Source organism: Azorhizobium oxalatiphilum, assembly GCF_014635325.1.
GTDB classification, from domain to species: Bacteria; Pseudomonadota; Alphaproteobacteria; order Rhizobiales; family Xanthobacteraceae; genus Azorhizobium; species Azorhizobium oxalatiphilum.
This window is the reverse complement of sequence record NZ_BMCT01000004.1, coordinates 1-26,180: the sequence shown is the minus strand read 5'-3', so window position 1 is coordinate 26,180 and position 26,180 is coordinate 1. Positions and strand designations below refer to the sequence as shown.

28 protein-coding genes and 1 pseudogene are annotated in these 26,180 nt (G+C 60.4%); 13 read left to right on the top strand and 16 right to left on the bottom strand.

The genetic code is table 11. From position 1 onward, the window contains the following. The first annotated feature begins 4 nt into the window (after positions 1–4). A complete protein-coding gene (gene xth / locus IEW24_RS14570; protein ID WP_188579850.1) occupies positions 5–775 on the top strand; it encodes an exodeoxyribonuclease III in 771 nt (256 codons plus the stop codon). 70 nt (positions 776–845) lie between these two features. Here xth and IEW24_RS14565 read toward each other — a convergent pair whose 3' ends face one another. Further along, positions 846–1,697 (bottom strand): glucose 1-dehydrogenase, encoded by an 852-nt coding sequence (locus IEW24_RS14565; protein ID WP_188579848.1) that lies wholly within the window; start codon positions 1,695–1,697, stop codon positions 846–848. A 240-nt stretch (positions 1,698–1,937) separates the two neighbouring features. After that, positions 1,938–2,687, bottom strand: coding sequence for an EAL domain-containing protein (locus tag IEW24_RS14560; protein WP_210324221.1), 750 nt, complete (start codon positions 2,685–2,687; stop codon positions 1,938–1,940). 328 nt (positions 2,688–3,015) lie between these two features. Between IEW24_RS14560 and IEW24_RS14555 the strand changes: the two genes are divergently transcribed. The 4 genes from IEW24_RS14555 to IEW24_RS14540 all read left to right on the top strand — a co-directional run bounded on the left by IEW24_RS14555 (position 3,016) and on the right by IEW24_RS14540 (position 6,740). Further along, positions 3,016–3,285 (top strand): glycine zipper domain-containing protein, encoded by a 270-nt coding sequence (locus IEW24_RS14555; protein ID WP_188579846.1) that lies wholly within the window; start codon positions 3,016–3,018, stop codon positions 3,283–3,285. A 22-nt stretch (positions 3,286–3,307) separates the two neighbouring features. Then, a complete protein-coding gene (locus tag IEW24_RS14550; RefSeq protein ID WP_188579844.1) occupies positions 3,308–3,493 on the top strand; it encodes a DUF3606 domain-containing protein in 186 nt (61 codons plus the stop codon). Between the two features lie 68 nt (positions 3,494–3,561). Continuing rightward, the gene (gene ligD, locus IEW24_RS14545; protein ID WP_188579842.1) at positions 3,562–6,198 is read left to right on the top strand and encodes a DNA ligase D; all 2,637 of its coding nucleotides are present in this window, start codon (positions 3,562–3,564) and stop codon (positions 6,196–6,198) included. After that, complete coding sequence (locus tag IEW24_RS14540; protein WP_188579840.1) at positions 6,195–6,740, top strand: DNA-3-methyladenine glycosylase; 546 nt, start codon at positions 6,195–6,197, stop codon at positions 6,738–6,740. Before ligD ends, IEW24_RS14540 begins: the two co-directional genes overlap by 4 nt. Before the next feature lie 101 nt (positions 6,741–6,841). Here IEW24_RS14540 and IEW24_RS14535 read toward each other — a convergent pair whose 3' ends face one another. Both IEW24_RS14535 and IEW24_RS14530 read right to left on the bottom strand, forming a co-directional pair. Continuing rightward, positions 6,842–7,447, bottom strand: coding sequence for a general stress protein (locus IEW24_RS14535; RefSeq protein WP_188579838.1), 606 nt, complete (start codon positions 7,445–7,447; stop codon positions 6,842–6,844). 23 nt (positions 7,448–7,470) lie between these two features. Further along, positions 7,471–7,755: a PepSY domain-containing protein gene (locus tag IEW24_RS14530; RefSeq protein ID WP_188579836.1), complete on the bottom strand. Its 285-nt coding sequence runs from the start codon at positions 7,753–7,755 to the stop codon at positions 7,471–7,473. Between the two features lie 193 nt (positions 7,756–7,948). Here IEW24_RS14530 and IEW24_RS14525 point away from each other — a divergent pair, with 193 nt between their 5' ends. Together IEW24_RS14525 and IEW24_RS14520 are read left to right on the top strand one after the other, a co-directional pair. Beyond that, positions 7,949–8,389, top strand: a complete 441-nt coding sequence (locus IEW24_RS14525) for a pyridoxamine 5'-phosphate oxidase family protein (RefSeq protein WP_188579835.1) — start codon at positions 7,949–7,951, stop codon at positions 8,387–8,389. Next, positions 8,361–8,909 (top strand): GXWXG domain-containing protein, encoded by a 549-nt coding sequence (locus IEW24_RS14520; RefSeq protein ID WP_188579833.1) that lies wholly within the window; start codon positions 8,361–8,363, stop codon positions 8,907–8,909. The genes IEW24_RS14525 and IEW24_RS14520 overlap by 29 nt, the downstream gene beginning before the upstream one ends. 25 nt (positions 8,910–8,934) lie before the next feature. On the opposite strand, the gene ku (IEW24_RS14515) is transcribed toward IEW24_RS14520, so the two are convergent. Together ku (IEW24_RS14515) and ku (IEW24_RS14510) are read right to left on the bottom strand one after the other, a co-directional pair. Then, complete coding sequence (gene ku, locus IEW24_RS14515) at positions 8,935–9,753, bottom strand: non-homologous end joining protein Ku (RefSeq protein ID WP_188579831.1); 819 nt, start codon at positions 9,751–9,753, stop codon at positions 8,935–8,937. A 10-nt stretch (positions 9,754–9,763) separates the two neighbouring features. Beyond that, on the bottom strand, positions 9,764–10,633 hold the full coding sequence (gene ku / locus IEW24_RS14510) for a non-homologous end joining protein Ku (protein WP_188579829.1): 870 nt from the start codon (positions 10,631–10,633) through the stop codon (positions 9,764–9,766). A 185-nt stretch (positions 10,634–10,818) separates the two neighbouring features. Between ku (IEW24_RS14510) and IEW24_RS14505 the strand changes: the two genes are divergently transcribed. Next, positions 10,819–13,005, top strand: coding sequence for a hybrid sensor histidine kinase/response regulator (locus IEW24_RS14505; protein ID WP_188579827.1), 2,187 nt, complete (start codon positions 10,819–10,821; stop codon positions 13,003–13,005). A 75-nt stretch (positions 13,006–13,080) separates the two neighbouring features. On the opposite strand, the gene IEW24_RS14500 is transcribed toward IEW24_RS14505, so the two are convergent. From IEW24_RS14500 to IEW24_RS14490, 3 genes are all read right to left on the bottom strand, one after another. Continuing rightward, a complete protein-coding gene (locus IEW24_RS14500; protein ID WP_188579825.1) occupies positions 13,081–16,725 on the bottom strand; it encodes a PAS domain-containing protein in 3,645 nt (1,214 codons plus the stop codon). Between the two features lie 215 nt (positions 16,726–16,940). Continuing rightward, positions 16,941–17,180, bottom strand: coding sequence for a CsbD family protein (locus tag IEW24_RS14495; RefSeq protein ID WP_188580610.1), 240 nt, complete (start codon positions 17,178–17,180; stop codon positions 16,941–16,943). A 55-nt stretch (positions 17,181–17,235) separates the two neighbouring features. Continuing rightward, entirely contained in the window at positions 17,236–17,487 is a 252-nt protein-coding gene (locus tag IEW24_RS14490; protein WP_188579823.1) for a GlsB/YeaQ/YmgE family stress response membrane protein, read from the bottom strand. Between the two features lie 181 nt (positions 17,488–17,668). Between IEW24_RS14490 and IEW24_RS14485 the strand changes: the two genes are divergently transcribed. Both IEW24_RS14485 and IEW24_RS14480 read left to right on the top strand, forming a co-directional pair. Beyond that, on the top strand, positions 17,669–18,160 hold the full coding sequence (locus IEW24_RS14485; RefSeq protein WP_188579821.1) for a YciE/YciF ferroxidase family protein: 492 nt from the start codon (positions 17,669–17,671) through the stop codon (positions 18,158–18,160). A 191-nt stretch (positions 18,161–18,351) separates the two neighbouring features. Next, positions 18,352–18,849 carry a cysteine hydrolase family protein gene (locus tag IEW24_RS14480; protein ID WP_244644419.1) on the top strand — a complete coding sequence of 166 codons (498 nt, stop codon included), beginning with the start codon at positions 18,352–18,354 and terminating at the stop codon, positions 18,847–18,849. A gap of 25 nt (positions 18,850–18,874) precedes the next feature. Here IEW24_RS14480 and IEW24_RS14475 read toward each other — a convergent pair whose 3' ends face one another. The 5 genes and pseudogenes from IEW24_RS14475 to IEW24_RS14460 form a co-directional block, all read right to left on the bottom strand. Further along, positions 18,875–19,195, bottom strand: a complete 321-nt coding sequence (locus IEW24_RS14475; protein ID WP_188579820.1) for a hypothetical protein — start codon at positions 19,193–19,195, stop codon at positions 18,875–18,877. Continuing rightward, positions 19,192–19,395 carry a hypothetical protein gene (locus IEW24_RS14470; protein ID WP_188579818.1) on the bottom strand — a complete coding sequence of 68 codons (204 nt, stop codon included), beginning with the start codon at positions 19,393–19,395 and terminating at the stop codon, positions 19,192–19,194. The genes IEW24_RS14475 and IEW24_RS14470 overlap by 4 nt, the downstream gene beginning before the upstream one ends. Positions 19,396–19,406: 11 nt before the next feature. Further along, positions 19,407–19,730: pseudogene (locus IEW24_RS28765) on the bottom strand (plasmid stabilization protein). 47 nt (positions 19,731–19,777) lie between these two features. After that, positions 19,778–20,641: an SDR family NAD(P)-dependent oxidoreductase gene (locus tag IEW24_RS14465; RefSeq protein WP_188579816.1), complete on the bottom strand. Its 864-nt coding sequence runs from the start codon at positions 20,639–20,641 to the stop codon at positions 19,778–19,780. Positions 20,642–20,652: 11 nt separating this feature from the next. Continuing rightward, a complete protein-coding gene (locus IEW24_RS14460; protein ID WP_188579814.1) occupies positions 20,653–21,822 on the bottom strand; it encodes a zinc-dependent alcohol dehydrogenase in 1,170 nt (389 codons plus the stop codon). 234 nt (positions 21,823–22,056) lie between these two features. On the opposite strand from IEW24_RS14460, the gene IEW24_RS14455 reads away from it, so the two are divergent. The 3 genes from IEW24_RS14455 to IEW24_RS14445 all read left to right on the top strand — a co-directional run bounded on the left by IEW24_RS14455 (position 22,057) and on the right by IEW24_RS14445 (position 25,204). Beyond that, the gene (locus IEW24_RS14455; protein WP_188579812.1) at positions 22,057–22,971 is read left to right on the top strand and encodes a manganese catalase family protein; all 915 of its coding nucleotides are present in this window, start codon (positions 22,057–22,059) and stop codon (positions 22,969–22,971) included. A gap of 366 nt (positions 22,972–23,337) precedes the next feature. Continuing rightward, positions 23,338–24,129 carry a Crp/Fnr family transcriptional regulator gene (locus tag IEW24_RS14450; RefSeq protein WP_188579810.1) on the top strand — a complete coding sequence of 264 codons (792 nt, stop codon included), beginning with the start codon at positions 23,338–23,340 and terminating at the stop codon, positions 24,127–24,129. A gap of 592 nt (positions 24,130–24,721) precedes the next feature. Next, the gene (locus IEW24_RS14445; protein ID WP_308468842.1) at positions 24,722–25,204 is read left to right on the top strand and encodes a hypothetical protein; all 483 of its coding nucleotides are present in this window, start codon (positions 24,722–24,724) and stop codon (positions 25,202–25,204) included. A gap of 121 nt (positions 25,205–25,325) precedes the next feature. Here IEW24_RS14445 and IEW24_RS14440 read toward each other — a convergent pair whose 3' ends face one another. Together IEW24_RS14440 and IEW24_RS28650 are read right to left on the bottom strand one after the other, a co-directional pair. After that, positions 25,326–25,595: a hypothetical protein gene (locus IEW24_RS14440; RefSeq protein WP_188579808.1), complete on the bottom strand. Its 270-nt coding sequence runs from the start codon at positions 25,593–25,595 to the stop codon at positions 25,326–25,328. Positions 25,596–25,858: 263 nt separating this feature from the next. Next, on the bottom strand, positions 25,859–26,180 hold a 322-nt coding region (locus IEW24_RS28650; protein WP_210324220.1), incomplete at its 5' end, for a Nif11-like leader peptide family natural product precursor.

Here is a 26,180-nt window from a genome sequence, read left to right as displayed (position 1 = left end):
CTATATGCGCATCGCGACCTTCAACGTTAACGGCGTAAATGGGCGGCTCGATCTCCTTCTGAGGTGGCTCGCCGCGACAAAACCCGATGTCGTGTGCCTTCAGGAGCTGAAGGCTCCTCAGGAACGGTTTCCACACGCGGCGCTGGAGAAGGCTGGATACGGTGCCATTTGGCACGGACAGAAGGCATGGAATGGCGTGGCCATCCTCGCGCGAGGGCAAACGCCGCTGGAAACTCGGCGCGGGCTTCCCGGCGATCCCGACGATGTCCAGAGCCGCTATATCGAGGCTGTGATCGACGGCATCGTCGTGGGGTGCCTGTACGCCCCGAACGGAAATCCTGCACCCAGCCCGAAGTTCGACTACAAGCTCCGGTGGTTCGACCGCTTCCGCTCATATGCGGCTGACTTGATAGAGCTGGATCTGCCCGTGGTTCTGGCGGGCGACTTCAATGTCATGCCAACTGACCTGGACGTCTACGCGCCGGACCGCTGGCGAGATGATGCTCTGTTCCGGCCGGAGGTGCGAGAGGCTTTCGCTGGGTTGGTCAACGACGGCTGGATCGATGCTGTCAGGCACCTGCACCCGAGCGAACGCATCTACACATTCTGGAAGTACCTACGCAATGCGTTCGGTCGAAATGCTGGCCTTCGCATCGACCACTTCCTGGTCAGCCCTGCGCTGGCAGATGAGGTCGTTGCGGCGGGCGTCGATCGGGAAGTGCGTGGCTGGCCCCGTACCAGCGATCACGCTCCGGTCTGGCTGCGGTTACGCTGACCATACTGGTGACGCGGGACCATCCTCCAAAGCATGTTCGCGGGTGAACGGTGGATGGCCCCGACATCCATCACCCGTTCACGATCACGCCGCCATTCGGATGCAGCACCTGCCCGGACATGTAGCTCGCATCCCCGCAGGCCAGGAAAAGAAACGCGGGCGCAACTTCATTGGGCTGGCCGGGGCGGCCCATTGGAGTGGACTCACCGAAATGAGCGAGCTTCTCTTGGCTCGCTCCACCACTGGGATTGAGCGGCGTCCAGATTGGCCCGGGAGCAACCGCATTCACACGGATGCCCTCTCCAATCAGGTTCTGGGAAAGCGACCGGGTGAACGCGGTGATGGCACCCTTGGTCGAGCTATAGTCCAGCAGTTCCTTCGAGCCCTTGTACATCGTCACCGACGTGCAATTGACGATTGCGGCGCCCTTTTTGAGATGAGGCCTGGCAGCCTGCACCATGAAGAACATGCTGAAGATGTTCGTCTGGAACGTGCGTTGCAATTGCTGCTCGGTGATGTCGGTGATGTCCTGATCGGGATGCTGTTCGCCAGCATTGTTCACGACGATATCGATCCTTCCGAAGGCTTTCATCGTCTCCGCAACAACGCGGTTGCATGCATGCCTGTCGCCCACGTCGGCCTTCAATGTTATCGCTTGGCGCCCCTCAGCCTCGACGATGCGCTTCGTCTCGGCTGCATCGGCTTCTTCCAACAGATAGACGACGGCAATGTCGGCGCCCTCCCTGGCGTAGAGGGCCGCAACCGCACGGCCAATACCGCTATCTGCGCCGGTGATGATGGCGACCTTGTCCTTGAGCTTGTCCGCACCCCGATATCGTGGCTGCCATGCTGGCTTGGGCTCGAGGTCAGCCTCATTCCCCGGAAGCGCGTCTTCGTGGATCATACCGATGGTTTCAGTCATCGCGGTCCTCCTGTCCGGGATCAACGTTCCCGTTCACGGATGCGTTCGCTGGAGGCTGGAAAGAAGAGCGGTCGAAGGATGCTACCGCGTCGAGTCCGGCTGGTTTCAGCCTTCCTTCGTTGAGCCGCTTCGCCATCCTGCTGGTCTACTTCACTGCGCTCCCGATGCCAGGAAGCCGATCGGCGGCGGAAACGGAAATGATGGAGCGTGTGCGCCGAAAAACCAGGGTGATGGCCGTGATCAGGCGATCCTGACCTCCGGAAGCTTTTCAAACGCGGGCTTTGCCAGGAAATAACCCTGCGCGAGATTAATTCCCAATTGCCGCACGGTCGCAAGCTCCCCCGCAGATTCAATGCCCTCCGCAACCACGCCCAAACCGAGATTTTTCGCTAATCCGACCACCGCTTCCACGATGTGCTGCCTCGTTGAATCCGCATCGATCCCACGGAGAAGATCCATATCGAGCTTGATAAAGTCTGGACGAAACCTAGCAAGTAGCGACAAATTCGCGTACCCGGCTCCAAAATCATCCAAGGCTGTGCGGAAGCCAATCTGCCGATAAGTTTCGATGATCGCCGTTACATGAGATGGATCTCCCATCTGCTCGTTCTCGGTAAACTCAAAAATTAGCCGGTCCGCAGGGAAGCCAGTTTTAGCCGCCGTTTGAAGCGTCAGTTGAATACACGCTTTCGGCGAGTAGACGGCATTGGGAAGAAAATTGATTGAGAGCCTTGCATCAGTTTCCAGAACTCCCGCTGCGACGGCTTTCGCGATGGCGGTGACGCGGCAGCGCTGATCGAATGAATATATGTTGGCTGGCGTTACCAGCCGAAGAACACTCGAAGCAGCCTCCCCTTTTGGACCTCGCACCAGCGCTTCATATGCCCAGACGCTTTTCGATGTGAGATCAACAATGGGTTGGAAGGCCATGGAGATGGAGCTTTCGAACCCATCTCCCTCTCGGCATCCCGCGCAACCATATTCATCCATACGTTTTACCAGTCATCCACTGCGCCCCTTGCCGCCATGGGACATATGGCGACTTGAGTCCACAACGTTTGTTGGGGGAAGGACGTATTCATTCCGAAACAGTGGGTCGGAGACGGTACTCAATACCGGGATCACAACACACGGCGTTCGTGTGGCCAAGGCTCGCTTAGTAGCCAATCTACCCCGCCAGCCCGTCTCATGAACTGCGTTCTTGCAGGGTCCGCGACCGCGCTGCGCGCCGCTCTCACGGTGAACGAAGTTAGCCTGAGGAACGGTCGACCCAAAGCGCCGTTGATCCTGCACAACCTTCAGCCAGTGGGAGACCTCGATGGACAACACCTTCAATGACAACACTGACGCTCCGTCGCTGTCCGCCTTGAAAGCCGATGTCCAGCAACTGAAATCCGACATCGCCCAGTTGATGGACACCATCAAGAGGACCGCTACCGATGCGACCGCCGGCGTTGCCTATGATGCGGCGGCAGTTCCCTCGGACAAGTTGGACGAGCTCAGCCTTTGCATCCAGGAACGCCCGCTCAAGTCCGTCGCCATCGCGGCGGGCGTAGGCGCTTTTCTGGGCATCATCCTGCTCCGCTGAAACGAAACCAAGGAGATTGGACATGGCCGACAATCCCTCGAAACGAGACGAGCGTGACCGCAGCCAAGTCGCCGGCAGCGAGGACTACGAGATCGAGTACTTCGCGAAGGAGGCAGGCATCTCCGCCGAGCAGGCAAGAGAGCTGGTCCGCAAGCATGGGAACGATCGCGAGACGCTGAAGGCCGAGGCCAGGAAGCTCTCGACGTAGGAACTGATGGTTGTGGCCGGGGCCTTGTTCCCCGGCCACGGTTCAATCTGCATCGCAAGGCGACCGGAATGGCGAGCGACAAGCTGAAGGTCTATCAGTCCAAGCGGGACTTCGAGAAGACGCAGGAGCCGAGCGGGACGGTATCCAGCGCGCACTCGAAGCGCCGGCGCTTCGTCATCCAGAAGCACGATGCGACCCGGCTGCATTACGACCTTCGGCTTGAGCTCGATGGCGTCTTCAAGTCCTGGGCCGTTACCAGGGGGCCTTCCCTCGATCCGCATGACAAGAGACTGGCCGTGGAAGTGGAGGATCATCCTCTCGACTACGGTGACTTCGAAGGTACCATTCCCAAGGGCCAATATGGCGGCGGCACAGTTATGCTTTGGGACCGGGGCTACTGGGAATCGGAGGGCAGCGGCAGCCCTGAGGACGCGCTCGCGAAGGGCGACTTCAAGTTCACCCTCGACGGCGAACGACTCCACGGCAGCTTCGTTCTCGTGCGCATGAAGCGTGACCGCAATGGCGGGAAGCGCACCAACTGGCTGCTCATCAAGCATCGCGACGAGCACGCGGTCGAGGAAAATGGCGCGGCCGTCCTGGACGACAACGCCACCTCCGTCGCATCCGGACGCGCCATGGAGGTCATCGCAGCAGGCAAGGGACGCAAGCCGAAAGGTTTTATGACCGTGGCAGCCCCGCTCGCATCGGACGCCACCTGGGACAGTAGCAAGGGCGTGGCAGCGGAAAACCGCAAGTCGCCGCCGGCCCGGAAGGCAAAGTCTGCGAAGAGCGTCTCCCTGCCGGACTTCATCGCTCCCCAGCTCTGCGAGACACGCGAGCGGCCGCCATCCGAGGACGGCTGGCTCCATGAGATCAAGTTCGATGGCTACCGCATCCAGATGAGGGTGGAAGACGGCAACGTCACCCTGAAGACCCGCAAGGGGCTCGATTGGACGAAGCGATATCCCGCCATTGCCAAGGCAGCCAGCAAGCTGCCGAACGTTATCATTGATGGCGAAATCTGCGCGCTGGATGCGAATGGTGCTCCTGACTTTGCAGCCCTCCAGGCCGCCCTTTCCGAGGGAAAGACCAATGCCCTCGTCTTCTTTGCCTTCGACATGCTGTTTCAGGGGGGAGACGATCTGCGTCCGCTCTCCCTTGTCGAGCGAAAGGAGCGCTTGCAGGCGCTTCTCACGGAGAACGGTGAGGACACCCGGCTTCGGTACGTCGACCACTTCGACAGCGGCGGGGACGCGGTGTTGCGCTCCGCTTGCCGCCTCTCCCTGGAAGGCATCGTTTCAAAGCGGGCCGACGCGCCCTACGAGTCCGGCCGCACGAAGACCTGGGCGAAGTCGAAATGCCGTGGCGGGCATGAGGTGGTCATCGGCGGCTATGCCACCACCAACGGGGCGTTCCGTTCGCTTCTCGTTGGCGTAAATCGAGGGAACGGGTTCGTGTACGTCGGCCGCGTGGGAACCGGCTACGGCGCAGCGAAGGTCAAGACGCTCCTGCCGAGACTGAAGGCGCTCACGGCTTCGAAATCCCCTTTCACTGGCATCGGCGCCCCTAAAGCCGCGCCCGGGGTGATATGGCTGAAGCCGGAACTGGTAGCGGAGATCGAGTTCGCCGGATGGACGGCCGACGGCCTAGTTCGACAGGCCGCTTTCAAGGGCCTTCGCGAGGACAAGCCCGCCGATGAAGTCGAAGCCGAGAAGCCCGCAGCTCCATCAAAGGCGGATGTGCCGGAGCCTGCCAAGCCGTCGTCGAAGCGCTTGAACCGTCGGTCCGGCAAGGCGGATGTGATGGGCGTCCTGCTGTCGAACCCGGACAAGGCGCTATGGCCTGACGCTGGTGACGGGAAGCCAGTCACCAAAGAGGATCTCGCGTGTTATTTTGAGGCCGTCGGCGAGTGGATGATGCCTCATGTCCAGGGTCGGCCATCGTCCATCATTCGCGCGCCTGATGGGATTGGAGGAGAACAGTTCTTCCAACGCCATGCGATGCCCGGCACATCTAGTCTCCTCGAGCTCACCACCGTGTTCGGAGACAAGAAGCCCTATCTCCAGGTCGATCGGATCGAGGGGCTGGCTGCCATTGCCCAGATTGGAGGGCTGGAGATCCACCCCTGGAACTGCCAGCCGGGCAGCCCTGAAGTCCCCGGTCGCTTTGTGTTCGACCTCGATCCGGGTCCTGATGTTCCCTTCGCTCAGGTTGTTGAAGCTGCGCGCGAGATGCGAGACCTGCTGGATGAACTGGGGCTGATCAGCTTCTGCAAGACCACGGGCGGGAAAGGCCTGCATGTGGTGACGCCGCTGAAATTGGATAAGCGGAGCAAGCTCGCCTGGCCGGAAGCGAAGGCCTTCGCCCACGGTGTCTGTCAGGTCTTGGCGCGCGAAAGCCCCGACCGTTACCTGACCAAGATGAGCAAGAACCTCCGTAAGGGACGCATCTTCCTCGACTATCTCCGTAACGACCGGATGGCGACGGCAGTAGCGCCACTTTCGCCCCGGGCGCGCCCGGGAGCGACGGTTTCCATGCCGTTGAACTGGACCCAGGTGAAGGCCGGCCTCGATCCTGCTCGATACACGGTCCGAACCGTGCCCGCGCACCTCAAGCGAAGCACGGCCTGGGCGGACTATTGCGATGCTGAGCGACCGCTCGGGGCAGCGATCAAACGCCTTAAGAAGATTACAAGCGCCAGATGACCCTGACTTTCGATTTGGGTGCAGTCGAGGTCGCGCGTCTCCTGATCGGTATGACGCTCCTCGTCGATGGTGTGGGCGGGATGATCGTTGAGACGGAAGCGTACGAACGAGACGATCCCGCCTCTCACAGTTTTCGCGGCCTAACGAAAACCAATGGTGCGATGTTCGGTCCGCCCGGCTGTGCCTACGTCTACCGATCTTACGGGCTGCACTGGTGCTTCAACATCGTCACTCGGAATCACGGTGCCGTTCTCTTACGAGCGCTCGCGCCGGAGCATGAACGAACCATCATGGAAGTGCGACGGGGATCGACCCGACACTTATGCGACGGCCCCGGTCGCCTGACCCAGGCACTTGGCCTCTCCAAGATCCACGATGCACTACCACTCGATGGGGCACCGTTCACATTCGTCGCCAAGGCGGTGACGCCGGAGATCATCGCCGGGCCACGCATTGGCATTACCAAAGCTGCGGAACGTCCCTGGAGGTTTGGGCTAGATGGCTCACCTTTCCTCAGTCGTCCATTTCCGACGCGTGGATAAGTTGCCGCGGCGAAGCCGCACCTCTCGTCCCGGCTCACCGATGAGCACAAAAAACCCGCGCCCCAATGAGGGGCGCGGGTATATGCTCGCCGTGGCCGCGATCAGATTGGCTGACGACGCGCTTCACTGATGCGGTCGCGCGGATACTCCGGGGCAGTCTCGTCGAAGGCAGTCCATCCCTCACCCCGATAGGCCTCACGGCGAGCATTCAAATCGACCGCCGAGAAGCGACCGAGGATTTCCTGAGCGCGTGGCGCATCGGCTTCCGCCACCCGCGCTGTCACGAGAGTGCTTCCGCGTCGCACGCCTTCGGCATAGACGTTGGCATCCGCTTCGGGCACGCCTGACGCCGTAAGCGCACCGACGAGCCCGCCTACGGCTCCGCCCGCTACGGCTCCGGCTGCCGCACCCGCCGCTGTTGCCACCAGCCATCCGGCCGCGACTACCGGCCCAACGCCAGGAATAGCCATCATGCCGAGGCCAGTCAGCAGGCCGCCAGCACCACCGATCGCGGCGCCCACGCCAGCGCCGATGCCTGCATCTTCTCCGACTTCGGATTTATCGGTCCCACGGGAAGCGTGGTAATCGTCGGCGTTGTTGCCAACGACGCTGATCTCGGATTGCGAAATGCCTGAAGCCTCCAGCTCCCGCACGGCGCTGGCAGCGTCATCGTAGCGATCAAACATCGCAGATACAGTCGTTGTCATGGCTTTCTCCACTGATGCCCCGTTCACTTGCTGACGACGTTGCCCTGGAAGTCGACGGATACAGGCTTCGAAGCGCCGTCCTTCGTCGCAGTGCCCTGCCAGACCCCGCGGTCATCCTTCTTCAAGGCTGAGACGTTGGTGAATCCAGCCTTCTCGATCCGCTCCTTAGCCTGAGCCTCGGTGAAGCTATTGGCGCCCTGCACGGGTGCTGCCGGGTTGGTTTCCTTGGGAGCAACGGCGGGCGTTTGGGCCACCGCGCCGACTGTCGTTGCAGCCAGGAGGCCGATGGTCAGAACAAGTTTCTTCATAGGTATTACTCCGCTATCGGCTCCTCGTTGTCGCCTAACGAGGTGAGTGCGTGAGCAACTCCGAACCGAGACAATGCGTTCCCCCGGCTCATCGCTGCGCCGCACACCTAAATGCCGGTAAAGACGGAACATTTACCGGCGCGGCCGGTTCGCTCGATAACCACTGCCCCCATCCCGACACCAGGAGTCGAGCATGAGCGAGATGGCGTTAAAGGACTTGGCCGAGCGCATGAAGGACATCGACTTCGCCATGTTCACCACGAAGACGGACGGGGGTGAAATCGCCTCCCGCCCCATGAGCAATAACCGCGATGTCGAGTACGATGGCGACTCTTGGTTCTTCACCTACGAGTCCTATCGGACGGTGGCCGACATTGAGCGTGATCCCAAAGTTTCCCTGACGATGACGGGCTCGAAGGGCATTTTCGGGAAGCCGCCGCTCTTCCTCTCCATCGAAGGCCAAGCTGAACTCATCAGAGATCGGACACAGTTCGAGGCACACTGGACCGAGGATTTAGACTACTGGTTCGAACAAGGGCCCGATACACCCGGTGTCGTTCTCATCCGGGTCCGCGCATCTCGTATCCACTATTGGGACGGGCGCCATGAAGGCGACATCACCGTTGCCCCCTGATGGTGCGGCAAGCCGGGATGCGCTTGCATATTTCGATACGCTCCCGCCCGTGTCAGTTTCTGATATGGGCGGCCTATGGCGGGGGCGCGAGTTGCCGACCGGTCACCCACTGGACGGCATTTTGGAGCCCGCTGGTTGGTTCGGTAAACGCTTCTCCGACGCCGAAACGGTGGATCCTCTGCTTTTCGGAACGCCCGACCAGCTTGTCGCGGTCAATCCGGCTCTGGTCCCTATAGGGATCCTACTGCGCGCACCCTTCTTGGCACGAAATCCGGTCGCGTTAGCTGTGTTCCGATCGCTTCGCACCTTCATGGCCACATCCGCCCCGAAAGCTCGCCTGCGAACGGTGCGCTATCGCGGGAGCGAGAGTGCGGCGATGATCTACGATGACCTTCCCATCATCGACCACTTCCGCCGTTCCCCGGATCAATCCGTGATCGGAGCCATGGACCTTCGTGGGACGGACGCACCATTCATGTTCCAGCTCACCGCAGTCGCGAAGGAAAGCGAAAGGGTCTGATCTGTGCCGGAGGGGTTGCTCTTCCTTACGAGGAGCGGCGTTTGGGCGACCCGCCTTCGCTTTTCAAGGAGCGGCGCAATGCGTCCATGATGCTTACCACGTTGGTAGGCTTTGGTTCTGCCTCGGTAGCTTTGGCTCGGCTGACGCGCTTCGACTTCTTCCGTTTGGACTGGATGATATCTAGGAGCTTGTCCTGGACGGGGTCCCCAACCAGGCTTCCGTCCCAGTGGCGGGTATTTTTCTTGATGAACTGCTGGATCAGCGGAACGGCCTCGGCGCCTCCTGAGGCCTTATCGATGCCGCGAAAGAACTCGTCCTCATCGCGAACCTCGTCGCCGTATCTCAGCGTCCAAACGACGATGCCTTTGCCGCGAGGAATGAGCATGACAGCGCGTTCGCGGCGGCCAATCACGAGCCGTGATATACCGACCATATCTTCCGCCGCCATGGCACCCTGGATCACCGCGAACGCCTCCTGTCCGACCGGATCGTTCGGCGAGAGGTAGTAGGGAGCCTCAAGCCAGATCCATTCGATGCTGTCGCGTGGTGCGAAGACCTCGATGTCGATTGTCCGTGTGCTCTCCAGGGCGACGTTCTCCAGCTCCTCATCCTCGAGCATCACGTAGTCGTCCTCGCCCTGCTGATAGCCTTTCACCTCATCGTCTTCCGCCACCTCATCGCCCGTGACGGAATCGACATAGTGGCTGACAACGCGGTTGTTCGTCCCTCGATTGAGAGTATGGAAGCGAACCTTCTCCGAGTCCGTCGTCGCCGGCATCATCTGCACCGGGCACGTCACCAACGAAAGCTTCAAGTAGCCTTTCCAGTACGGGCGGACGGCCATGGCTCCCTCCTCAGGCTGCCTTGTGCTTGCAGGCTGGCTTCGTCGCCCTTCTGCGCGTGGCGGACGATGTGCCGGGTTTCTGCTTCGCCTTGGGCTTCGCGGCAGATTTCACGCCGGCGCTTTCGCGCAGCGCCGCCAGGAGATCGCTCGTCTTTGCAGGTGCTTTCGTCTTCCGCTTCGGCAGTGGCTTGCCTTCGATTTTCGCCTTCACGAGCGCGGCTAGTGCAGCATCGTAACGGTCATCCATGGTGCGGGGATCAAACTCGCCCGTCTTCGTCGCGATAATGTGCTGGGCCAGATCCAGCATCTCCCCTTCGACCTTGACCTCGGGAAGATCTTCAAACGCCTGCTCGGCAGAGCGCACCTCGTAGTCGAAATTCAGCGTGGTCCCGATCAGGCCACTTCCGTGAGGCCGGATGAGCACGGTGCGGAGCCGACGGAAAAGGACGGTGCGCGCTAGGGCCGCCACCTTGGCCTTCCTCATCCCATCCCGCAGCAGAACGAATGCGTCGGCCCCCATTTTATCCGGCGCCAGATAGTAGGGCTTGTCAAAATAGACGTCCTCGATCTCGCTGCACGGAATGAACGTCTCGATCGTCAGCGTCTTGTTGCTCTCCGGGACGGCTGCGGCGATCTCCTCTGGTTCAAGCACGATGAAATCGCCATTTTCGATCTCGTAGCCTTTCACCTGGTCATCCCGCTCCACGGGATTGCCGGTCTCGCTATCTACGAACTCTCGCTTCACCCGGTTGCCCGTCGCGCGATTGAGGGTGTTAAAGGCGATCCGCTCGCTCGTTGAGACGGCGGTGTACAGCCCAACCGAACACGCCACCTCACCAAATTTGATGAAGCCCTTCCAGTTCGCTCGCGCTGTCGCCATGACACGTCCTCCGGACACAACCTTGACGAGTCTGCGAACTGATTCGGGACGTGAGTGTTCCCTGGAATTTTGAATCGGAAATCAATGACTTCGCTTCTGCGAGAGAGCTGCGGGAACCCGGTGAATGAAGCGCCGTTCAGGATGGGATGGCAGCCCTAAGCCATGCATAACGGTCAAGGTCAAGAATGGTTTCGTTCCCGCCCGATGATGCGTCTCAATCCGAACAACAACAGCTTGGGTGGCTGGAAAGCGATCGTATTGCGGCACTGAACGCCTACCGCGTCCTCGATACGCCACGAGAAAAGCAATTCGACGATATCGCGGAACTGGCAGCGGCTGCATTCGATGCGCCCATCGGAGTGGTCAACTTCATCGCCACCGGTCGTCAATGGTTCAAGGCTGAAGTCGGTGTGGGAGCGCCAGAGCTGCCGCTCGAGGTTTCGATCTGCGCTCATGCCATCCTCCAGGACGACCTGATGGTGGTGCAGGACACACGCCTCGATCCTCGCTTCGACTGCAACCCGCTTGTGACGGCCGAAAACGGACTACGCTTTTATGCGGGCGCATTGCTGAAGACTGCCGACGGCCTGCCGCTCGGCACGGTCTGTGTCTTGGATCGCCAACCAAGGCCAGACGGTATCACAGCCCGGCAACGCCTCACGTTGGAAGTCCTCGCTCGTCAGGTGATGACGCAACTCGAGCTCCGGCGAACCCTCGTTGAGGCAGACAGCAGAACGAAAGCGCTCGCCAACGAAGTCGACGCGCGGAAATCCGCCGACGCTGCGCTCTCCCGGAGCCGGGAGCGCTATCGCTCCCTTTTCATGTCGATCGACGCGGGCTTCTGCGTGATCGAAATGAAATTCGATGAGCGGACGCGTCCTGTCGATTATCGCTTCGTCGAGGTGAACGACGCATTCGTTCGCAACACTGGCCTGACTGAGGCTGAAGGCAAATGGGTGCGCGACATGGTGCCCCAGCACGAGCAGCATTGGTTCGACATCTACGGTCAGGTCGCCATCACTGGTGAGCCTACCCGGTTTGAGCATTCTGCCGATGCGCTTGGTCGATACTACGATGTCTACGCATTCCGTATCGGCGAGGCGACGGACCGACAGGTCGCGGTCATGTTCAACGACATCACTGATCGCCGCCGGACCGAGATCAACCTTCAAAAGTTGACCGAGACACTCGACGCCCGCGTCCTTGAGGTCCTGGCGGACCGCGAGCAGGCACACGAGGCATTGCGTCAGGCGCAGAAGCTTGAGGCAATCGGGCAGTTGACCGGTGGCGTTGCCCACGACTTCAACAACCTACTTACCGTAATCCGGGGATCGGCTGAACTGTTGCGCCGTCCCGATCTGGCCGAGGACAAAAGAGCGCGCTTCGTCGATGCGATCATGGACACCGCCGATCGCGCAGCCCGACTAACGAGTCAGCTTCTGGCCTTCGCGCGGCGGCAAGCCCTGAAGCCCGAGCTTTTTGATGTTGGCGAGGGACTCGAGGCGATCGGAGAAATGATAAGCGCGCTCGTCGGCTCAAGGATCAAAGTGAAGCTGGATCTGTGCCAGGACTGCTTCATCCTTGCGGATCGAACACAGCTCGACACCACCATCATGAACCTGGCATCCAATGCGCGCGACGCCATGGGTGGATGTGGCTCGCTCACCATCGCAACGCGGCGGGAGGATCGGATACCGGCGCTCAGGACGCATCCGCCGATCGAAGGTGACTATGTGGCGATTTCCATCAAAGACACCGGCACCGGCATCCCAGCGGAAGTGATCGACCGCATCTTTGAGCCGTTCTTCACCACCAAGAATATCGGTGAAGGTACTGGGCTTGGCCTGTCCCAGGTGATTGGGTTCGCGAAGCAATCAGGGGGCGACGTCGAGGTGGAAACATCCGAGGAAAATGGCACAACATTCACGATCTACCTCCCGCGCAGCACCGTCGGCGAACGGAAGGTCGGACCGAAAGACAGGAAGCTGATCTCGTCCGACAAAATCAGCGCCAACGTCCTGATCGTCGAAGACAATCCCGAAGTCGGCAGCTTTGCTGAACAAGCCGTCCGTGAGCTGGGATATGGTGCCGAATTGGTTAGCGATGGGCGCGAGGCTCTTCGCTTGATCGCCGCCGATCCGTCTCGCTTCCAGATTGTGTTTTCTGACGTAATGATGCCCGAGATGACAGGCATCGAGCTGGCGGAAGAGCTAGGCCGGACATATCGGACGCTCCCGGTGGTATTGACCAGCGGCTACAGCCGAGCCCTCTCCGAAACCCGCCGCCAGTCTTTTGACCTCATCCACAAACCGTACACGATCGAGGACCTCGCCAGTGCGCTTCGCCGGGCCTTGGCGAAACAGTCGAACTAAACGCGAGCACCGCATCGGACCCAGATGTTACTGAGTCTCGTTCTGATGCAAACAAGCGGCTACAGCCTTGGCCGATTATGCCTCCAGAGAACTTGCGGCAAGTGCGTTTGCAAGGTCGGACATGCGGAATGGCTTGACCAACCGGGGAAGATCGGGGGCTATACCCTCCACTTCAGCGTAGCCAGAAATAATGAGCACGCGCTTGTCAGGCGAGCGGGAGATGAATTCGCGGGCCAGGTCGGTGCCGCTCTTGCCCGGCATCAGGTGGTCAGTGACGAGCAGATCAGGGTTCAATCCCCTATCCAGCATTCGAGCTGCATCCTCCGCCGACTTTGCCTCGGTTACATAATACCCAAGCTCACTCAGCATGTCCGCAGTGCTGGCTCGGACGACATCCTCATCGTCCACGAGCAAAACATGACCCGCGCGGGATGGCGGGCTGACTTGATCCGGAATCCCTGAAACCTCTTGAGTATCGGAAGTCGTCGGCAACCAGAGCTGCACATTCGTTCCGACGCCTATGCGGCTGTCGATCGTCAGCACTCCGCCGAGCTGTGCGGCAAGTCCATGGACCATCGACAGTCCGAGCCCCGTCCCCTTTCCAATCCCCTTGGTTGAGAAGAAGGGCTCAACTGCTCGCTTCAACGTCGCAGCATCCATGCCGCTTCCGGTATCCGCTACAGATAAACGAACATAACGACCGGGCCTGAGAGAGGGATGCTCTCCATAGGCAACGTCGATTGCCCGTGCTGCCACTGTCAAACGTCCGCCGTTGGGCATCGCGTCGCGTGCATTCACGCTGAGATTGAGGATGGCCATCTCGAGCTGGTTCTGGTCAGCCACAGCCGACGGAAGATTGTCCTGGACGTCGACCTCAACGCGCGTCTGCGGCCCGGATGTGCTTGCAACGAGTTCGGCCATTCCGGTGACGAGTGATCCCACATTGACTGGCCGTGGCTGAAGAGGCTGTCGGCGGGCAAACGCGAGCAGCCGCTGCACCAAGACCCGCGCACGCTCGGCTGACTGCATCGCACCAGCGATGAGGCGTTGTTCGCGGTCGCCTCCGACCCCTCGTCGTTGCAGCATATCCAGACTGCCAACGATAGGAGTGAGCAGGTTGTTGAAGTCATGTGCGACGCCCCCAGTGAGGCTGCCCATCGCCTCCATCTTCTGGCTTTGCCTCAGAGCCTCCTGTGCGGCCGCCAAGTCCGCCTCAGCCTGAAGCTTCTCAGTGACGTCCTGAGCGACATTGAAGGCGCCGATGACCTGCCCGATTTCATTTCGTAGAGGGGTAAAGGTGATCTCCCAGGAGGGCGTACCGAACTCGGGACGGCCGAATGCCTCGATGACGGTAAATCTCTCGCCCGCGAGCGCCCTGTCCATCAGCTTGAGCATGACACGGCGCTGGTCTGGGATGAGATGGTCGGGCAGGACGTCCCCCAACTGGGCATCAAAGCCGTTGACTCGCCGAAACTCATCAACGTGCGCCTTGTTGAAAGCGGTCAGGCGGTAATGCGTGTCGAAGGAGCAGATCGGCGACACGGTTGCCTCGATGATTTCCTGATAGCGTTGGATCTCAGCGGTGCGTTCCGACACTTGCCGCTCCAGCGAGGTATTCAGCTCACGAAGCCGATCCTCAGCCGCTTTGCGGGCGCTGATGTCGTTGAAAAGGATCGCCACCCGGTTCTGCTCAGGTTTGCCGGTACGGAAGGCATGAACATCGAACCACCGCCCCATTGCGTCTGAGCCGTTCTCGAACCGCACGGCTTGGCCGGTACGGGCGACGTGGCCATAGGTGTCGAACCAGTGCTGTTCGAGGTTGGGGACGAGGTCGCTGGCCCACCTCCCCACCGCACCGACCAAGCCGGTCTGACGTTCGAAAGCCGGGTTTCCCTCCTCGAAGCGATAGTCGACGGCACGGTCCCCATCGAACTTGACCTCGGCCACGCAGAAACCGACATCGACAGCTTCGAACAGGGTTCGATACTGTTCCTCGCTGGCGCGCAGTCTGGCCTCGGCGCCGACACGCTGAACATGCGCCCAGCATCGCTCGACAACGGCTTCGACGAGGCCAACGTCATTGTCGCTCCAGTGACGCGGGCGGTCCTGATGAACCGCCATCATCGCCACCAGCCGACCGTCTTTGACCAGGGGGCAGCAGACTATCGCGCCGATGCCGATGGATAGGAACATTTCTCTTCCATTGTCGGCAGCAAGCTCATGCGAAACATCACTCACAATGAGCGTTCGACCACCACGCATGTCCGTCGCCGCACGCGAACCAAACAAGTCCAGACTGTATGTCCCCGCGGAACTATCAATGCCTGGAGCAGAATAGTCATCCCGGATGATAAAGCGATCATTGTCACCGTCGACATCGGCATAGGCGCAACGGGACGTCTGGAGATGAAGAGCCAGCATCTCTGCTGCTAGGCGCATCACCCCGGTCGCATCTTCCTTTGCTTGCAGGGCTTCGTCCAACTGCCGGAGAAACCGCAAGCGACTTTCGCTTGCGCGCAAAGCCTGCTCGGCGGACTTCCGAGCCGTGACGTCTATTGCCGTTCCCACCACCCTCAGGCAGCGGCCGCCTTCGTCGAAGATCCCACGTCCCTTGGCCGCAACCCAGCGGATCAAGCCGTCTTCCTTGCCGACCGTCCGATACTCGACCTCGTACAACGCGCGCTGGAGAGGATCGCAAGCAGCAGCGTAGGCCTGAGCGGTTTCAGATCGGTCGTCAGGGTGGAGCCCCTCATAAAAATCCGTCATGGAGATTGGCACGTCGGCGGAAATACCGAACATGCGTTTCACGATCGGGGGCCAGATCAGCACGTTGTTGATGACGTCGACGTCCCAAAAACCAACATCAGCGGCTTGGGTGGCGAGCCTCAGGCGCTCTTCGCTGATGGCGAGGGCAACGCGGTTCGCCTGAAGTTCGGTGAGGTCGAGCATCGCGCCGATCATCCGGATTGCGCGACCATCAGAATCCCGGATGATGTGACCACGGTCCAGAACTGAAGCATAGCTGCCGTCGGCGCGCAGGAAGCGATACTGATCGCTCCAGCTTTGCTCTTCGCCATCGATCGCCGCGTGAATGCTCAGATCAATACGCGTGCGGTCATCTTCGTGAATGTGCGCGATCCACCATTCACCCGACGGGAGCACGTCCGCCAGCGCGTATCCATAGGTCGCCGCAAGAGCGTCATTCCAGAATACGTGGTCAGTCGCGAAATCCCAGTCCCAAATTGCATCGTTCGTCGCACGGACCGCGAGTCGCAATCGCTCCTCGACGACAGCCAGTGCATCCTCAACTCGACGACGGCCGGTCACATCGGAAATGCTGCCGAACCATTCCACGACATCACCATCTGTGCCGATGATTGGCGCAGCCCGCGTGTGCAGCCAACAAATCCCGCCATCGCCCGTCCTGGCGCGATGCTCCAACTCCAGCAGAGACTTGTGGCGGACAGCTTCTTGGATTGTCGATTTTGCGGCTCCGAGATCGTCGGAGATCACAAACACATCGAGCCAGCCTATGCCCGGCTGTATCGCCGTCTCGGAAACGCGTCCGTCCAGCTGGCGCACTTCGCTCCAGTCGGCGCTTACCCGGAACATCACATTAAATTCAGAAGCGCATGTCTGCTCCGACGGTGCCCCTGGATCCACCTCGTTCGATTTCAGCGCGGCGAGCGAAGGGAGATGATCGCGATCGTCAGCGGACACTGTTACCACCTACGTGACGGGAAGCATTGATACCGGTTTCGAGTGAAGGTCACAACTTACAGTGAGTGCTTAGCCGTTCTGCGCTTCCTGTCGCACCGTCGCACATGGGAAAGAAACGTATTGCGGGTAACAGGCGCACCGGGGCATCCGCATGGCTAGCCCCCAAAAGCCCTCGGTCGCGATCTGCGAGCGAGGGCTTGAGAAGACAGGGACGCTTATCGGCGTCCGATGACGAAGCCAATCACGAGGCCAACCAGTCCGGCTGCCACGATAGAGCTTAAAGGGTTATGAGCGACGGTATCCTTTGCTCTTCCGAATTGCTCCTTAGCCGTGCCTGTGGCTTGATCGTAATAGCCCTCCCCGCGGAGACTATCGTTATCGGTTATAGCGCCCGCGGCTTCTTTGGCGCGTCCGGCAAATTGCGTGGCGGCGCCTTCAATGCGATCGGAATCCATCATCTTCTCCGGTCTTGATACGTGATCGCTGCTCAGGAAACGTTGGGGATGCAGGTTAGCGCCTGATAGCGCGTGCCAGCCCGATCAGAATGCAGGCCCCCAGGACGCCCGCGACTAGATAGCCGATCCAACCCCCGAAACCGACGCCGATGATACCAAAGAGGAAGCTTGCCACCGCCGCGCCAACGATGCCGAGGACGATGTTCAGGAAAATTCCGGTGCCGCTACCCATGAGAGCGGAGGCTATCCAGCCCGCCAAGCCGCCAATGATGATTGCCGCGATCCAACCAATTTGCGCGTCTTCCATTGAGCTCTCCCGTGTCCAGCACGAGCTTAACGGGCCGGACGACGGGCGGTTCCCGAGCATTTTAGCCCGCCCCGCCAGCAACTACATTTATAACAAATGTTAAGTAATTTTACGCCCACTTGATTGGAACGACTGCCTCTCCGCGATGTTGATCTTTGTCATTTACACTAGGATCAAGATCATGGCCAAGGAAAAGACACTACACGACCTGTTTGTCGACACCCTGAAGGACATCTATTACGCGGAGAAACAGATTCTGCGGGCGCTGCCGAAAATGAAGCGGGGAGCTGAATCCGCGGAGGCTAAGAAAGCCTTTGAGGCGCACGAACTGGAAACGGAAACCCAGGTGGAGCGCCTGGAGAAGATCTTCGATCTGATCGGCAAGCCAGCACGAGGCAAGCAGTGCGCAGCCATCCTCGGCATCATCGAAGAGGCCAAGGAGATCATGGATGACTTCGCCGACAGTCCGGCGCTCGATGCCGGCCTGATCTCGTCTGCACAGGCGGTCGAGCATTACGAGATCACCCGATACGGAACGCTTAAGACGTGGGCTCTCCAGCTCGGTCTGGACGAGGCGGCTGCTCTTCTGGACGAAACGCTCCAGGAGGAGATCAAAACGGACAAGCTCCTCACTCAACTCGCGCAGTCCGGCGAGAACGCCAAGGCGGCGTGATCGGCATCCTGCCCGCGCACATCGATTGATTATCTGCCCCTTCGGGCCCCGCATACCGCAGGTGCCTGAAGGGGGACGCTCGAGGCACACTGCTGATGACCAGGATCGCAGATATCCCCTCGACAGCACTTCACCTGTGTATCGACTTGCAGCGGCTGTTCTCTGCCGAGGGGCCATGGCTTACGCCCTAGATGCCACGTGTTCTGCCGCTGGTAGAAAGACTGGTATCAGCACGTCCAGAGCGCACGATTTTCACACGCTTCGTTCCACCGAAGCATCCCGAAGAGATGCCAGGTCGTTGGCGCGCCTATTACCAGCGCTGGCATGCCGCGACGCTGTCGGAGATGGATCCCCGGCTGGTCGGCCTGATGCCGGAGCTTGAGCGCTTCGTTCCGCCGGCGAAGGTGGTCGACAAGATGACCTACTCGGCACTGGGCGCTCCGGAGCTAATGCCCCTTGTGACGCGCTCTGGCTGCGTGATTGTGAGCGGCGCCGAAACCGACGTGTGCGTGCTCTCGTCGCTGATGGGGCTAATCGATCTCGGACTGCGCACGATTGTAGTGGCGGACGCCGTCTGTTCGTCGTCAGATCAAGGGCATGAGTATCTGCTGACCCTGTTCAGCGAGCGTTACGCATTGCAGGTGGAAGTTGCCGAAGCCGACGACGTGATCGAAGCCTGGCGTCGATAGCCTTCATCAATCACGACAATGCCACTCAGGCGAAAACATAGGTCAGGGTTACGCCCACGACCGCCAGTGCGCCCATGCCACCCAAGATCGCGTACCACGTTCCGGCGGAAGGCTGTGAGGACGCTGGCGCGCGGTTGTCTTCCTGACTTTCAGCACGGCCCAGCATCAGCTCCCCGTCGGTTGCGTCCCGCTCCCGGTGACCTTGAGGACGGTTCTGGGCCGCCTCATCGTCGGTGCCGAGCGGCGCGGCGGCCACGTCGAGCGCCGCAACCTTCTCGCCGGTCCGGCCTGCATCGATGCGCTGCTTGAGGCGCGCGCTGTCCGAGGATGGCCTGTTCATCGTCATGTTCCTTCCGGTGCCGGGCCTGACTCGCCGGGTCGTCCCGTGGGCTGGTCTTCCCCGCGCTTGGCGATGGCGACAATGGCGGCTTCCTTCGTGGGGTACGGACCGGAGATCGGTTCGCCGAACTGGGTCGTCGCCCACCAGCCTTCCTGAATCCCACGTACCTTTGCCTGCGTGGCGTCGATCTGGATCGGGACGAGCATGTCCATTCTTCCTAATGCGTGTGGCTATGGGTCTCGGCGTTACGTTTGCGCGTAGCCGCGGCTTTCTTCGCGGAGGCCGAGCGCTCGGTTGCCGGGCGCGCCGCCGACGCCGGGCCGCGGGACTTGCCGCCCTTGTGCGCAGCCGAGTGGCCAGTATGCGCACCCCGTCCCGAGCCACCCGGTTTTTTGCCGCCGCCGTCATCCTTGTTGACGGTGGCCCACGCCCGCCGTTCGGCTTCCTGTTCGGAAACGCCGCGGTCCTCGTAGCTCTAGGCGATATGCTCCGCCTTGCGCTCCTGCTTGTCGGTGTATTTGGACTTGTCGCCGCGGGGCATGGCACCCTCCATTCTTGGCTCGTTTGGGTAAGCAGACGCTCCAGCAGCTATCTGCGGGGCGGTTTCGTCCAGTGCGGCAGAAGCTCCGAGCGGATGCCACCTCGATGCAGCTCGGCCGGATCGCCATCGGGCGTTTTGGGCTCCGCCATCTTCCGATGTTGCTCGGCCAGCATTCCCGCCGGCATGACATTCGCAATTGCCGACTGGATCTTGTTCTTCCAGCCCGCGACCACATCCCCGTCGCCCCGGAGCATGGCTTCGAAGCCGACCTCGGCAACCATCTTCGGGTCATCCTTCCTCTGCTGGCCCACCTGCGTGTCCAGCATATCGGCGCGGTCGAAGAAGTCGGTGTCAGTAGGCCCGGGCATCAGGCAGGTCACGGACACGCCGGTGTCCTTCAGCTCATTTCGGAGTGCCCAGGAGAAGGAGTCGATGAACGCCTTCGTCCCGTTGTAGACGGCCTGGAAGGTGCCAGGCATGAATCCCGCAATGGATCCGGTGATGAGGATGCGCCCCTCGCCACGTGTCTGCATGTCCTTGCCGATGCGGTGGATCAGGTAGACCGTGCCGGTGATGTTGGTGTCGATCACATGCCGGGCCGCCTCGAAATCCTGCTCAAGGAAGCCCCGACCTAAGCCGTGCCCCGCGTTGGCAAGCAAGGCATCAATCGGTCTCCGGGTAAGCGCCACGGCTTCATACAGGCGATCGACGCCCTGGGTAGTGGAAAGGTCAGCTTCGACGCTTTCTACCTGGGCACCAAGCTCCCGCAGGCGCTCAGCGGCAGTTGCGATGCCAGGGTCATCCGCCGCGATAATCAGATCGTAGCCGTGCTCCACGCAGAGCGAAGCCAGTTCGAAGCCGATTCCGCTGGAGGCTCCTGTCACGACAGCAAGTTGGCGAGCATATGCCATGGTCTTCTCCCTTACGGCTTGAGCACGACCTTGATGCAGCCGTCCGCCTTGTCGCGGAACGTCTTGTAGAGGTCGGGACCGTCCTCGAGGGACGCGGTATGGGTGATGACGAAGGACGGATCGATCTCGCCCTTTTCGATGCGTTCCAGCAGCTTGGGCAGATAGTGCTGGACTGGGGTCTGGGCCATTCGAAAGGTCAGGCCGCGGTTGATGGCGGAACCCATGGGAATTTTGTCCAGGAAGCCGCCATAAACGCCTACGATGGAGACGGTTCCGAAGTTGCGGCAGCACTGGATGGCCTGCCGCAGCACATGGGGCCTATCCGTGCCCATGAAGGTGGCGGTCTTGATCCGGTCGATCATAGCGTAGGCCGAGGATCTGGGCTCAGCTTCGGTGCCCACCGCATCGATGCAGGCATCGGCGCCACGCCCGTTGGTCAAGTCCCTGATACGGTCGTAGATGTCCTCATCGAGGAAATCTAGCGTCAGCGCCCCAGCTGCACTGGCCATGGCAAGGCGCTCGGGCACCGTATCGATAGCGATGACCTGCTCGGCGCCCAGCATGAAAGCGCTGCGAATGGCCATCTGGCCCACGGGACCACAGCCCCAGATGGCTATGGTGTCACCCGGCTGGATGTTGCAGAACTCCGCCGCCATGTAGCCGGTAGGAAAGATGTCGGAGAGGAAGAGCACCTGCTCGTCTGTGAGCCCATCCGGTACCTTGATCGGCCCGGCATCCGCGAAGGGCACGCGGAGATATTCTGCCTGACCGCCGGCGTAGCCGCCGAGGGTGTGGGAATAGCCGAAAAGTCCGGCCGGGGAGTAACCCCACATTTTCTCGGCGGCACCCTTGTTGGGGTTGGAGCGTTCGCATCCCGAGAAATAGCCGCGCTTGCAGAAGAAGCATTCGCCGCAGGCGATCGTGAAGGGCACGACGACGCGATCCCCGACTTTCAGCGACTTGTTGGCCGACCCCACTTCGACGACCTCGCCCATCGTCTCGTGACCGAGAACATCACCGTGTTCCATACCGGGGATGATCCCACCGTAGATGTGCAGGTCAGACCCGCAGATCGCACAGGCGGTGACCTTGATGATGGCGTCACGGCCATCTTCGATGCGGGGATCGGGAACGCTCTCGCAGCGAATGTCCCCCTTACCATGCCAAGTTAAAGCTTTCATCGGTCCCTCGCGCGGATTGTTATCCGCTCAAGAATTTCGATGTTGGAAAGTTCCACTTTTGGCAGGATCACCATTACAGGTAAGATATAAATATAACATAAGTTAATTTCAGATCTAAATTGAAGGTAGGCGCATCCTTTTTTGAATTTTATTCTCTCTCACTGCGGCCAAGTTGGAACGTGCATCCGGTTGCCTTGTTGGTGGACGTCGCCCATACCAGCCAAAGGCATTGCCATGTTTATGCGGATCGATCGCCTTCAGACCGAAATTCCGGTGCCTACCGCGCCGAACCCAAATGCCGGGGCCGCCTTGCAGGAGCTGCTGGGCGGCAAGTACGGAGAGATGAGCACGCTCGGCAACTATATGTTCCAGAGCTTCAACTTCCGCAGTAAGTCGAAGCTGCGCCCCTTTTACAGCTTGGTCGCGGCCATCACTGCTGAAGAGCTCGGCCATGTGGAGTTGGTGAGCAATGGCGTGGCCATGCTGAACAATGGCCCTGGCGATCCGACCGAGAACGTCGACATCTCAGCCGCGCCATTCGAAGAGATGCAGGACATCCGCCTCGCGGCCTCGTTTTTCGCAAACGGCGGTGGCGCCATGCCGATGAACAGCAACGGTGCCTCCTGGAACATGGATTTTGTGACAAGCACCGGAAATGTGATTTTTGATTTGCTGCACAATTTTCATCTGGAATGCGGCGCCCGCCTGCACAAGCTGCGCGTGTACGAAGCCATGACCGAACCGACCGGACGCGAGGTCTGCGGGTATCTGCTGGTAAGAGGCAGCGTTCATGCCCACGCCTATGCGCTGGCGCTGAAGAAGATCACCGGCGTCGACATCGAAAAGATGCTGCCCTGCCCGAAGATTCCCCTCAGCGCCATACCGGAGTCCCAAAAGTATCTAGAGGAAGGCATCCACCGCCGCCTCTATACGTTCAGCCCCTCCGATTACAAGGAAATGGCTGGCATCTGGGGTAAGGGCGAGCAGGCACTGCCCGACGATCCGCCGGGCGAATTGGAGGTCGTGGAAGGCATGCCGGATGGCGCCAAGATAGCGGAGATTGAGGGCACGCCCTCCGCCTTCGCCCCCGAATACACAGCGGAAGAATTCTACGAGATCGCCGCCAAGCTCTATAAGAAGAGCCGCTAGCGGCATTGCCCCGCATCCGGGACGGCGGCCACGCGCCGTCCCTCTGACCGGATGCTCGGCCCGTGGTGGGCACCTGCTTTTAGGACGAACGCCCGCGATGTGCTAGAATTGGCATTCTAGTTCAGCTTAGCACCGTGTGTGCGGATTTGCGGCGGGCCCTTTATTTCTGCTGTCAATGCGTCCGCTATCCGGCGCAACGGCTTCTGCGCAACGTGCGCGCCGAGTTTCGATCGGCTCAGTTCTATGGCGATACTGCTGGTGGCCCTGCTGGGTCTCCTCGTTCACCCGTTTGGCGACCTTGTTCGCTCTCGTTTTCGCCTATCCTGTTCAAAGGCTTCGTAGGACCGAGAGCGGTGAGAGGTTGCCATGACCGAACATCCGATGAAGGCCATCGCGCGCAGGCTCGATGCTCGCAATCCGCTGGATGATGATGACGTGGCAGCCCTGAACAATGTGCGCTGCGCAATCACAACGCATCCGCCTGAGAGTTTCCTTTTCCGAGAGGCTGATCGGCCCGGCGACTACTGCTCCATTCTTCTGTCCGGGCTGGCGTTTCGTCAAAAGGTCACGGCGCATGGGAAGCGACAGATCGTGGCGGTGCTGATGGCCGGCGATTTCATTGATGCGCAGCATCTCTTTCTCGATCGCGCGGACCATAACCTCGAAGCTGCGACCGCCATCACCGTTGCAGAGTTCAGTCGACATCAGTTTCGAGACGTGATTCTAAATCGCCCTCGGGTAGGCGTTGCCGCATGGAAGGAGGCGTTGGAAGAAGGCGCCATCTTTCGAGAATGGTTGGTCACGGTGGGAGCGCGCCCCGGCCCTGTCCGCGTGGCACACTTTCTTTGCGAGCTTGGTTGCCGGCTAGAACGCGCAGGACTTGCCTCTAGAGAGGATTTTATCGTCCCGCTTACGCAGGAACAGATCGCCGATGTCCTGGGCCTCACGCCGGTTCATGTGAACAGAGTGCTGAAGAGCCTCGTGGCTGATGGATTAATCTCGCAGCGGGGCAGGTCTATCCAAGTGAGCAGCTGGGAGCGGCTCACGGTTGCTGGCGAGTTCAATCCCATTTATCTGGGTCCATCCGCTCGACATGACGCTCATCGGGCTCAGCATTTGCCTACCAGCACGCTCCTCCGGCCGCGTGGGCAGATGTGATGCTAGCCCTTCTGCCGCGCCCGCTGGAGCCGAGAGCCGAAGCTCACCAACTGCCGCTCCCCCGCTCCTTCAGGTGCAGAAACGCCGCGCCGCATCGAACCACATCGATATCGGCCCGGTCGCCGACCCTTCGTCGCCCGCGGTTATATCGATCTCAAATCGGGGATATGTCCCGTGCGTCATGTGCAAGAAGCAGCCATTGCCATGAGCGTGTCTGAACGTCCGGGTGGGGGCCGACGTCAGACCGTCTGCTACTAAGCGCCGAACACGGATGGCGTACGTTCGGCCACCGACACGAGTGCCGATGCTGCCTACTTGTGGCATCATTGAAGTGGTCACCCGCATCAGGTGTGGCCGTTCCATCGGTCGTTACTGCCGGAGGACTCTCTCGGGGTGCGCGGCGCATCCAGTTGAAAGGCCCAACATGCATCGCCATTCTAAGGCCATGCCGCGCTCATCCAAACCGAAAGCTGCCACTAGACTTATCCAGCAATGGCCTTTGCCCACAGCGGCCACATTGGGATCTGTTGTCCGGACTCGCGGCATCCTTCTGGAAGTGCGGGCGCAACTGTCACCCATTGAGCGGAAACTGGTGGACTTGGAAAACGGAGCACTTGTGTTGTGCATCCCCGAAGACGATCCCGACCCTCATGCGGCCACGGCGGCCACCATCACCCGAAAACTGATCGGTATCGAGGAACTGCCGATCATCCCGCGCGAGGTCGAGGACATCCTTTCAATCAAGTCAGCGGAGCGCCACCGCTGGCTTAAAGACGGTCGGCTGCAAAGCGCCGGCACCCGCACGGTAAAGCTGCGTGGCCGCGCGAGAAAGATTACCTTTCATGTCTTCGAGCCGCGCCACATCGAAGACATCCTCGACCGCAACCTGCCTGACGTCTGGCGGGAGGAGGACACGCTGGCGGCGGCCGAGAACCGTCGGCGCGGCAGGCAGAGGGCCGCGCTGAAGAAGGCCGGCAAGCTGCCGGCCCACGAGACGGTCAAGGGCAGCGCCGACCCGGAGAAGACGCAGCTGAAAGGTTGGGGCGATTTCGACTTGGACGGCTTACTGCGCTGAAGAGGCCGCAGGCCGGAAAGCGAGCCGAGGCCCCGCCGCCGGAGACCGAGTTTTTGCCCGGCGGCGCTCCAGATCACACGCCCCCCAAAAAAACCTTGAGATGTCGCTGATTACGCGCCAGCTACCGATCGTCCGGTGGCCATTTCGGCCCCCGCCGGTTTACCAGCATGTGATCAATCACCAATTCAGCATGAGCGCGGATCGCTGTCGCTCTTGCCGGATCATGCGGAGAAATTTCCATCGCATGCAGGGCGGCGAGAGCACCTTCATGTTCGATCTTAAGAAGGTCCCGGATGTCCATGTCCCAGTCCTCGACGAGCCGTCGCTCCAAGCGCTTTAGGACAATGTTCAACGCGATCAGCTCCGCGGCACGTTTAGAGTCATAGTCCATCGGAATTGTATATTCCGCTGAATAATCGCGGAGTGGAGGTGGCAGGCAATCCAGCGCAGCAGTCCCCGCTAACCGCCGCACGACCGCACAATAGGTCGGCCCACGCCCGCCGAAACACCGAAAGTCAGAAATTGTTTCCGATGATATGTGACGGCCGGGCCGCGCGCTGCACGAGAGGTCTATTCATGCGCGCTGCGGCCCGACCGGGATCCGTTGAGGGGACATCGGATCCTCGACCTAAACGCCCTCAAACGGCGCTCGGCTCAACTAAAAAAGTTTCGCCGCCACCCTGCCGCGCTCACGCAGTCCAAACCTTCGTCAGTCAGTGGTTCCGCACCTTCGGCGCTTCGGGACTGCTCGATGAGCATTTCAGCTTCGGTGAATGAAATCGGATGTCCCATCGCCGACGCAAATTGCACGAGCTCCCGGGGGCTCCTCAGGCTCGCGCGGAGCGCGGCGAACTCCACCGGCATGTCCCGAACTTTTGCAACGAAGGCGACAAACGACTCAACGCTCATAACTGACGCCCTGAAAACTGATTGTGGCCGGAGCACATTCTGGTTCAGGGAAGGCCGCTCCGGCCAC

What these genes read in the sequence shown, in the direction of transcription:
- xth (WP_188579850.1), top strand. Translation starts at nt 5, where the DNA reads ATGCGCATCGCGACCTTCAACGTTAACGGCGTAAATGGGCGGCTCGAT.
- IEW24_RS14565 (WP_188579848.1), bottom strand. Translation starts at nt 1,697, where the DNA reads ATGACTGAAACCATCGGTATGATCCACGAAGACGCGCTTCCGGGGAAT.
- IEW24_RS14560 (WP_210324221.1), bottom strand. Translation starts at nt 2,687, where the DNA reads ATGGATGAATATGGTTGCGCGGGATGCCGAGAGGGAGATGGGTTCGAA.
- IEW24_RS14555 (WP_188579846.1), top strand. Translation starts at nt 3,016, where the DNA reads ATGGACAACACCTTCAATGACAACACTGACGCTCCGTCGCTGTCCGCC.
- IEW24_RS14550 (WP_188579844.1), top strand. Translation starts at nt 3,308, where the DNA reads ATGGCCGACAATCCCTCGAAACGAGACGAGCGTGACCGCAGCCAAGTC.
- ligD (WP_188579842.1), top strand. Translation starts at nt 3,562, where the DNA reads ATGGCGAGCGACAAGCTGAAGGTCTATCAGTCCAAGCGGGACTTCGAG.
- IEW24_RS14540 (WP_188579840.1), top strand. Translation starts at nt 6,195, where the DNA reads ATGACCCTGACTTTCGATTTGGGTGCAGTCGAGGTCGCGCGTCTCCTG.
- IEW24_RS14535 (WP_188579838.1), bottom strand. Translation starts at nt 7,447, where the DNA reads ATGACAACGACTGTATCTGCGATGTTTGATCGCTACGATGACGCTGCC.
- IEW24_RS14530 (WP_188579836.1), bottom strand. Translation starts at nt 7,755, where the DNA reads ATGAAGAAACTTGTTCTGACCATCGGCCTCCTGGCTGCAACGACAGTC.
- IEW24_RS14525 (WP_188579835.1), top strand. Translation starts at nt 7,949, where the DNA reads ATGAGCGAGATGGCGTTAAAGGACTTGGCCGAGCGCATGAAGGACATC.
- IEW24_RS14520 (WP_188579833.1), top strand. Translation starts at nt 8,361, where the DNA reads ATGAAGGCGACATCACCGTTGCCCCCTGATGGTGCGGCAAGCCGGGAT.
- ku (WP_188579831.1), bottom strand. Translation starts at nt 9,753, where the DNA reads ATGGCCGTCCGCCCGTACTGGAAAGGCTACTTGAAGCTTTCGTTGGTG.
- ku (WP_188579829.1), bottom strand. Translation starts at nt 10,633, where the DNA reads ATGGCGACAGCGCGAGCGAACTGGAAGGGCTTCATCAAATTTGGTGAG.
- IEW24_RS14505 (WP_188579827.1), top strand. Translation starts at nt 10,819, where the DNA reads ATGGTTTCGTTCCCGCCCGATGATGCGTCTCAATCCGAACAACAACAG.
- IEW24_RS14495 (WP_188580610.1), bottom strand. Translation starts at nt 17,180, where the DNA reads ATGGATTCCGATCGCATTGAAGGCGCCGCCACGCAATTTGCCGGACGC.
- IEW24_RS14490 (WP_188579823.1), bottom strand. Translation starts at nt 17,487, where the DNA reads ATGGAAGACGCGCAAATTGGTTGGATCGCGGCAATCATCATTGGCGGC.
- IEW24_RS14485 (WP_188579821.1), top strand. Translation starts at nt 17,669, where the DNA reads ATGGCCAAGGAAAAGACACTACACGACCTGTTTGTCGACACCCTGAAG.
- IEW24_RS14480 (WP_244644419.1), top strand. Translation starts at nt 18,352, where the DNA reads ATGCCACGTGTTCTGCCGCTGGTAGAAAGACTGGTATCAGCACGTCCA.
- IEW24_RS14475 (WP_188579820.1), bottom strand. Translation starts at nt 19,195, where the DNA reads ATGACGATGAACAGGCCATCCTCGGACAGCGCGCGCCTCAAGCAGCGC.
- IEW24_RS14470 (WP_188579818.1), bottom strand. Translation starts at nt 19,395, where the DNA reads ATGCTCGTCCCGATCCAGATCGACGCCACGCAGGCAAAGGTACGTGGG.
- IEW24_RS14465 (WP_188579816.1), bottom strand. Translation starts at nt 20,641, where the DNA reads ATGGCATATGCTCGCCAACTTGCTGTCGTGACAGGAGCCTCCAGCGGA.
- IEW24_RS14460 (WP_188579814.1), bottom strand. Translation starts at nt 21,822, where the DNA reads ATGAAAGCTTTAACTTGGCATGGTAAGGGGGACATTCGCTGCGAGAGC.
- IEW24_RS14455 (WP_188579812.1), top strand. Translation starts at nt 22,057, where the DNA reads ATGTTTATGCGGATCGATCGCCTTCAGACCGAAATTCCGGTGCCTACC.
- IEW24_RS14450 (WP_188579810.1), top strand. Translation starts at nt 23,338, where the DNA reads ATGACCGAACATCCGATGAAGGCCATCGCGCGCAGGCTCGATGCTCGC.
- IEW24_RS14440 (WP_188579808.1), bottom strand. Translation starts at nt 25,595, where the DNA reads ATGGACTATGACTCTAAACGTGCCGCGGAGCTGATCGCGTTGAACATT.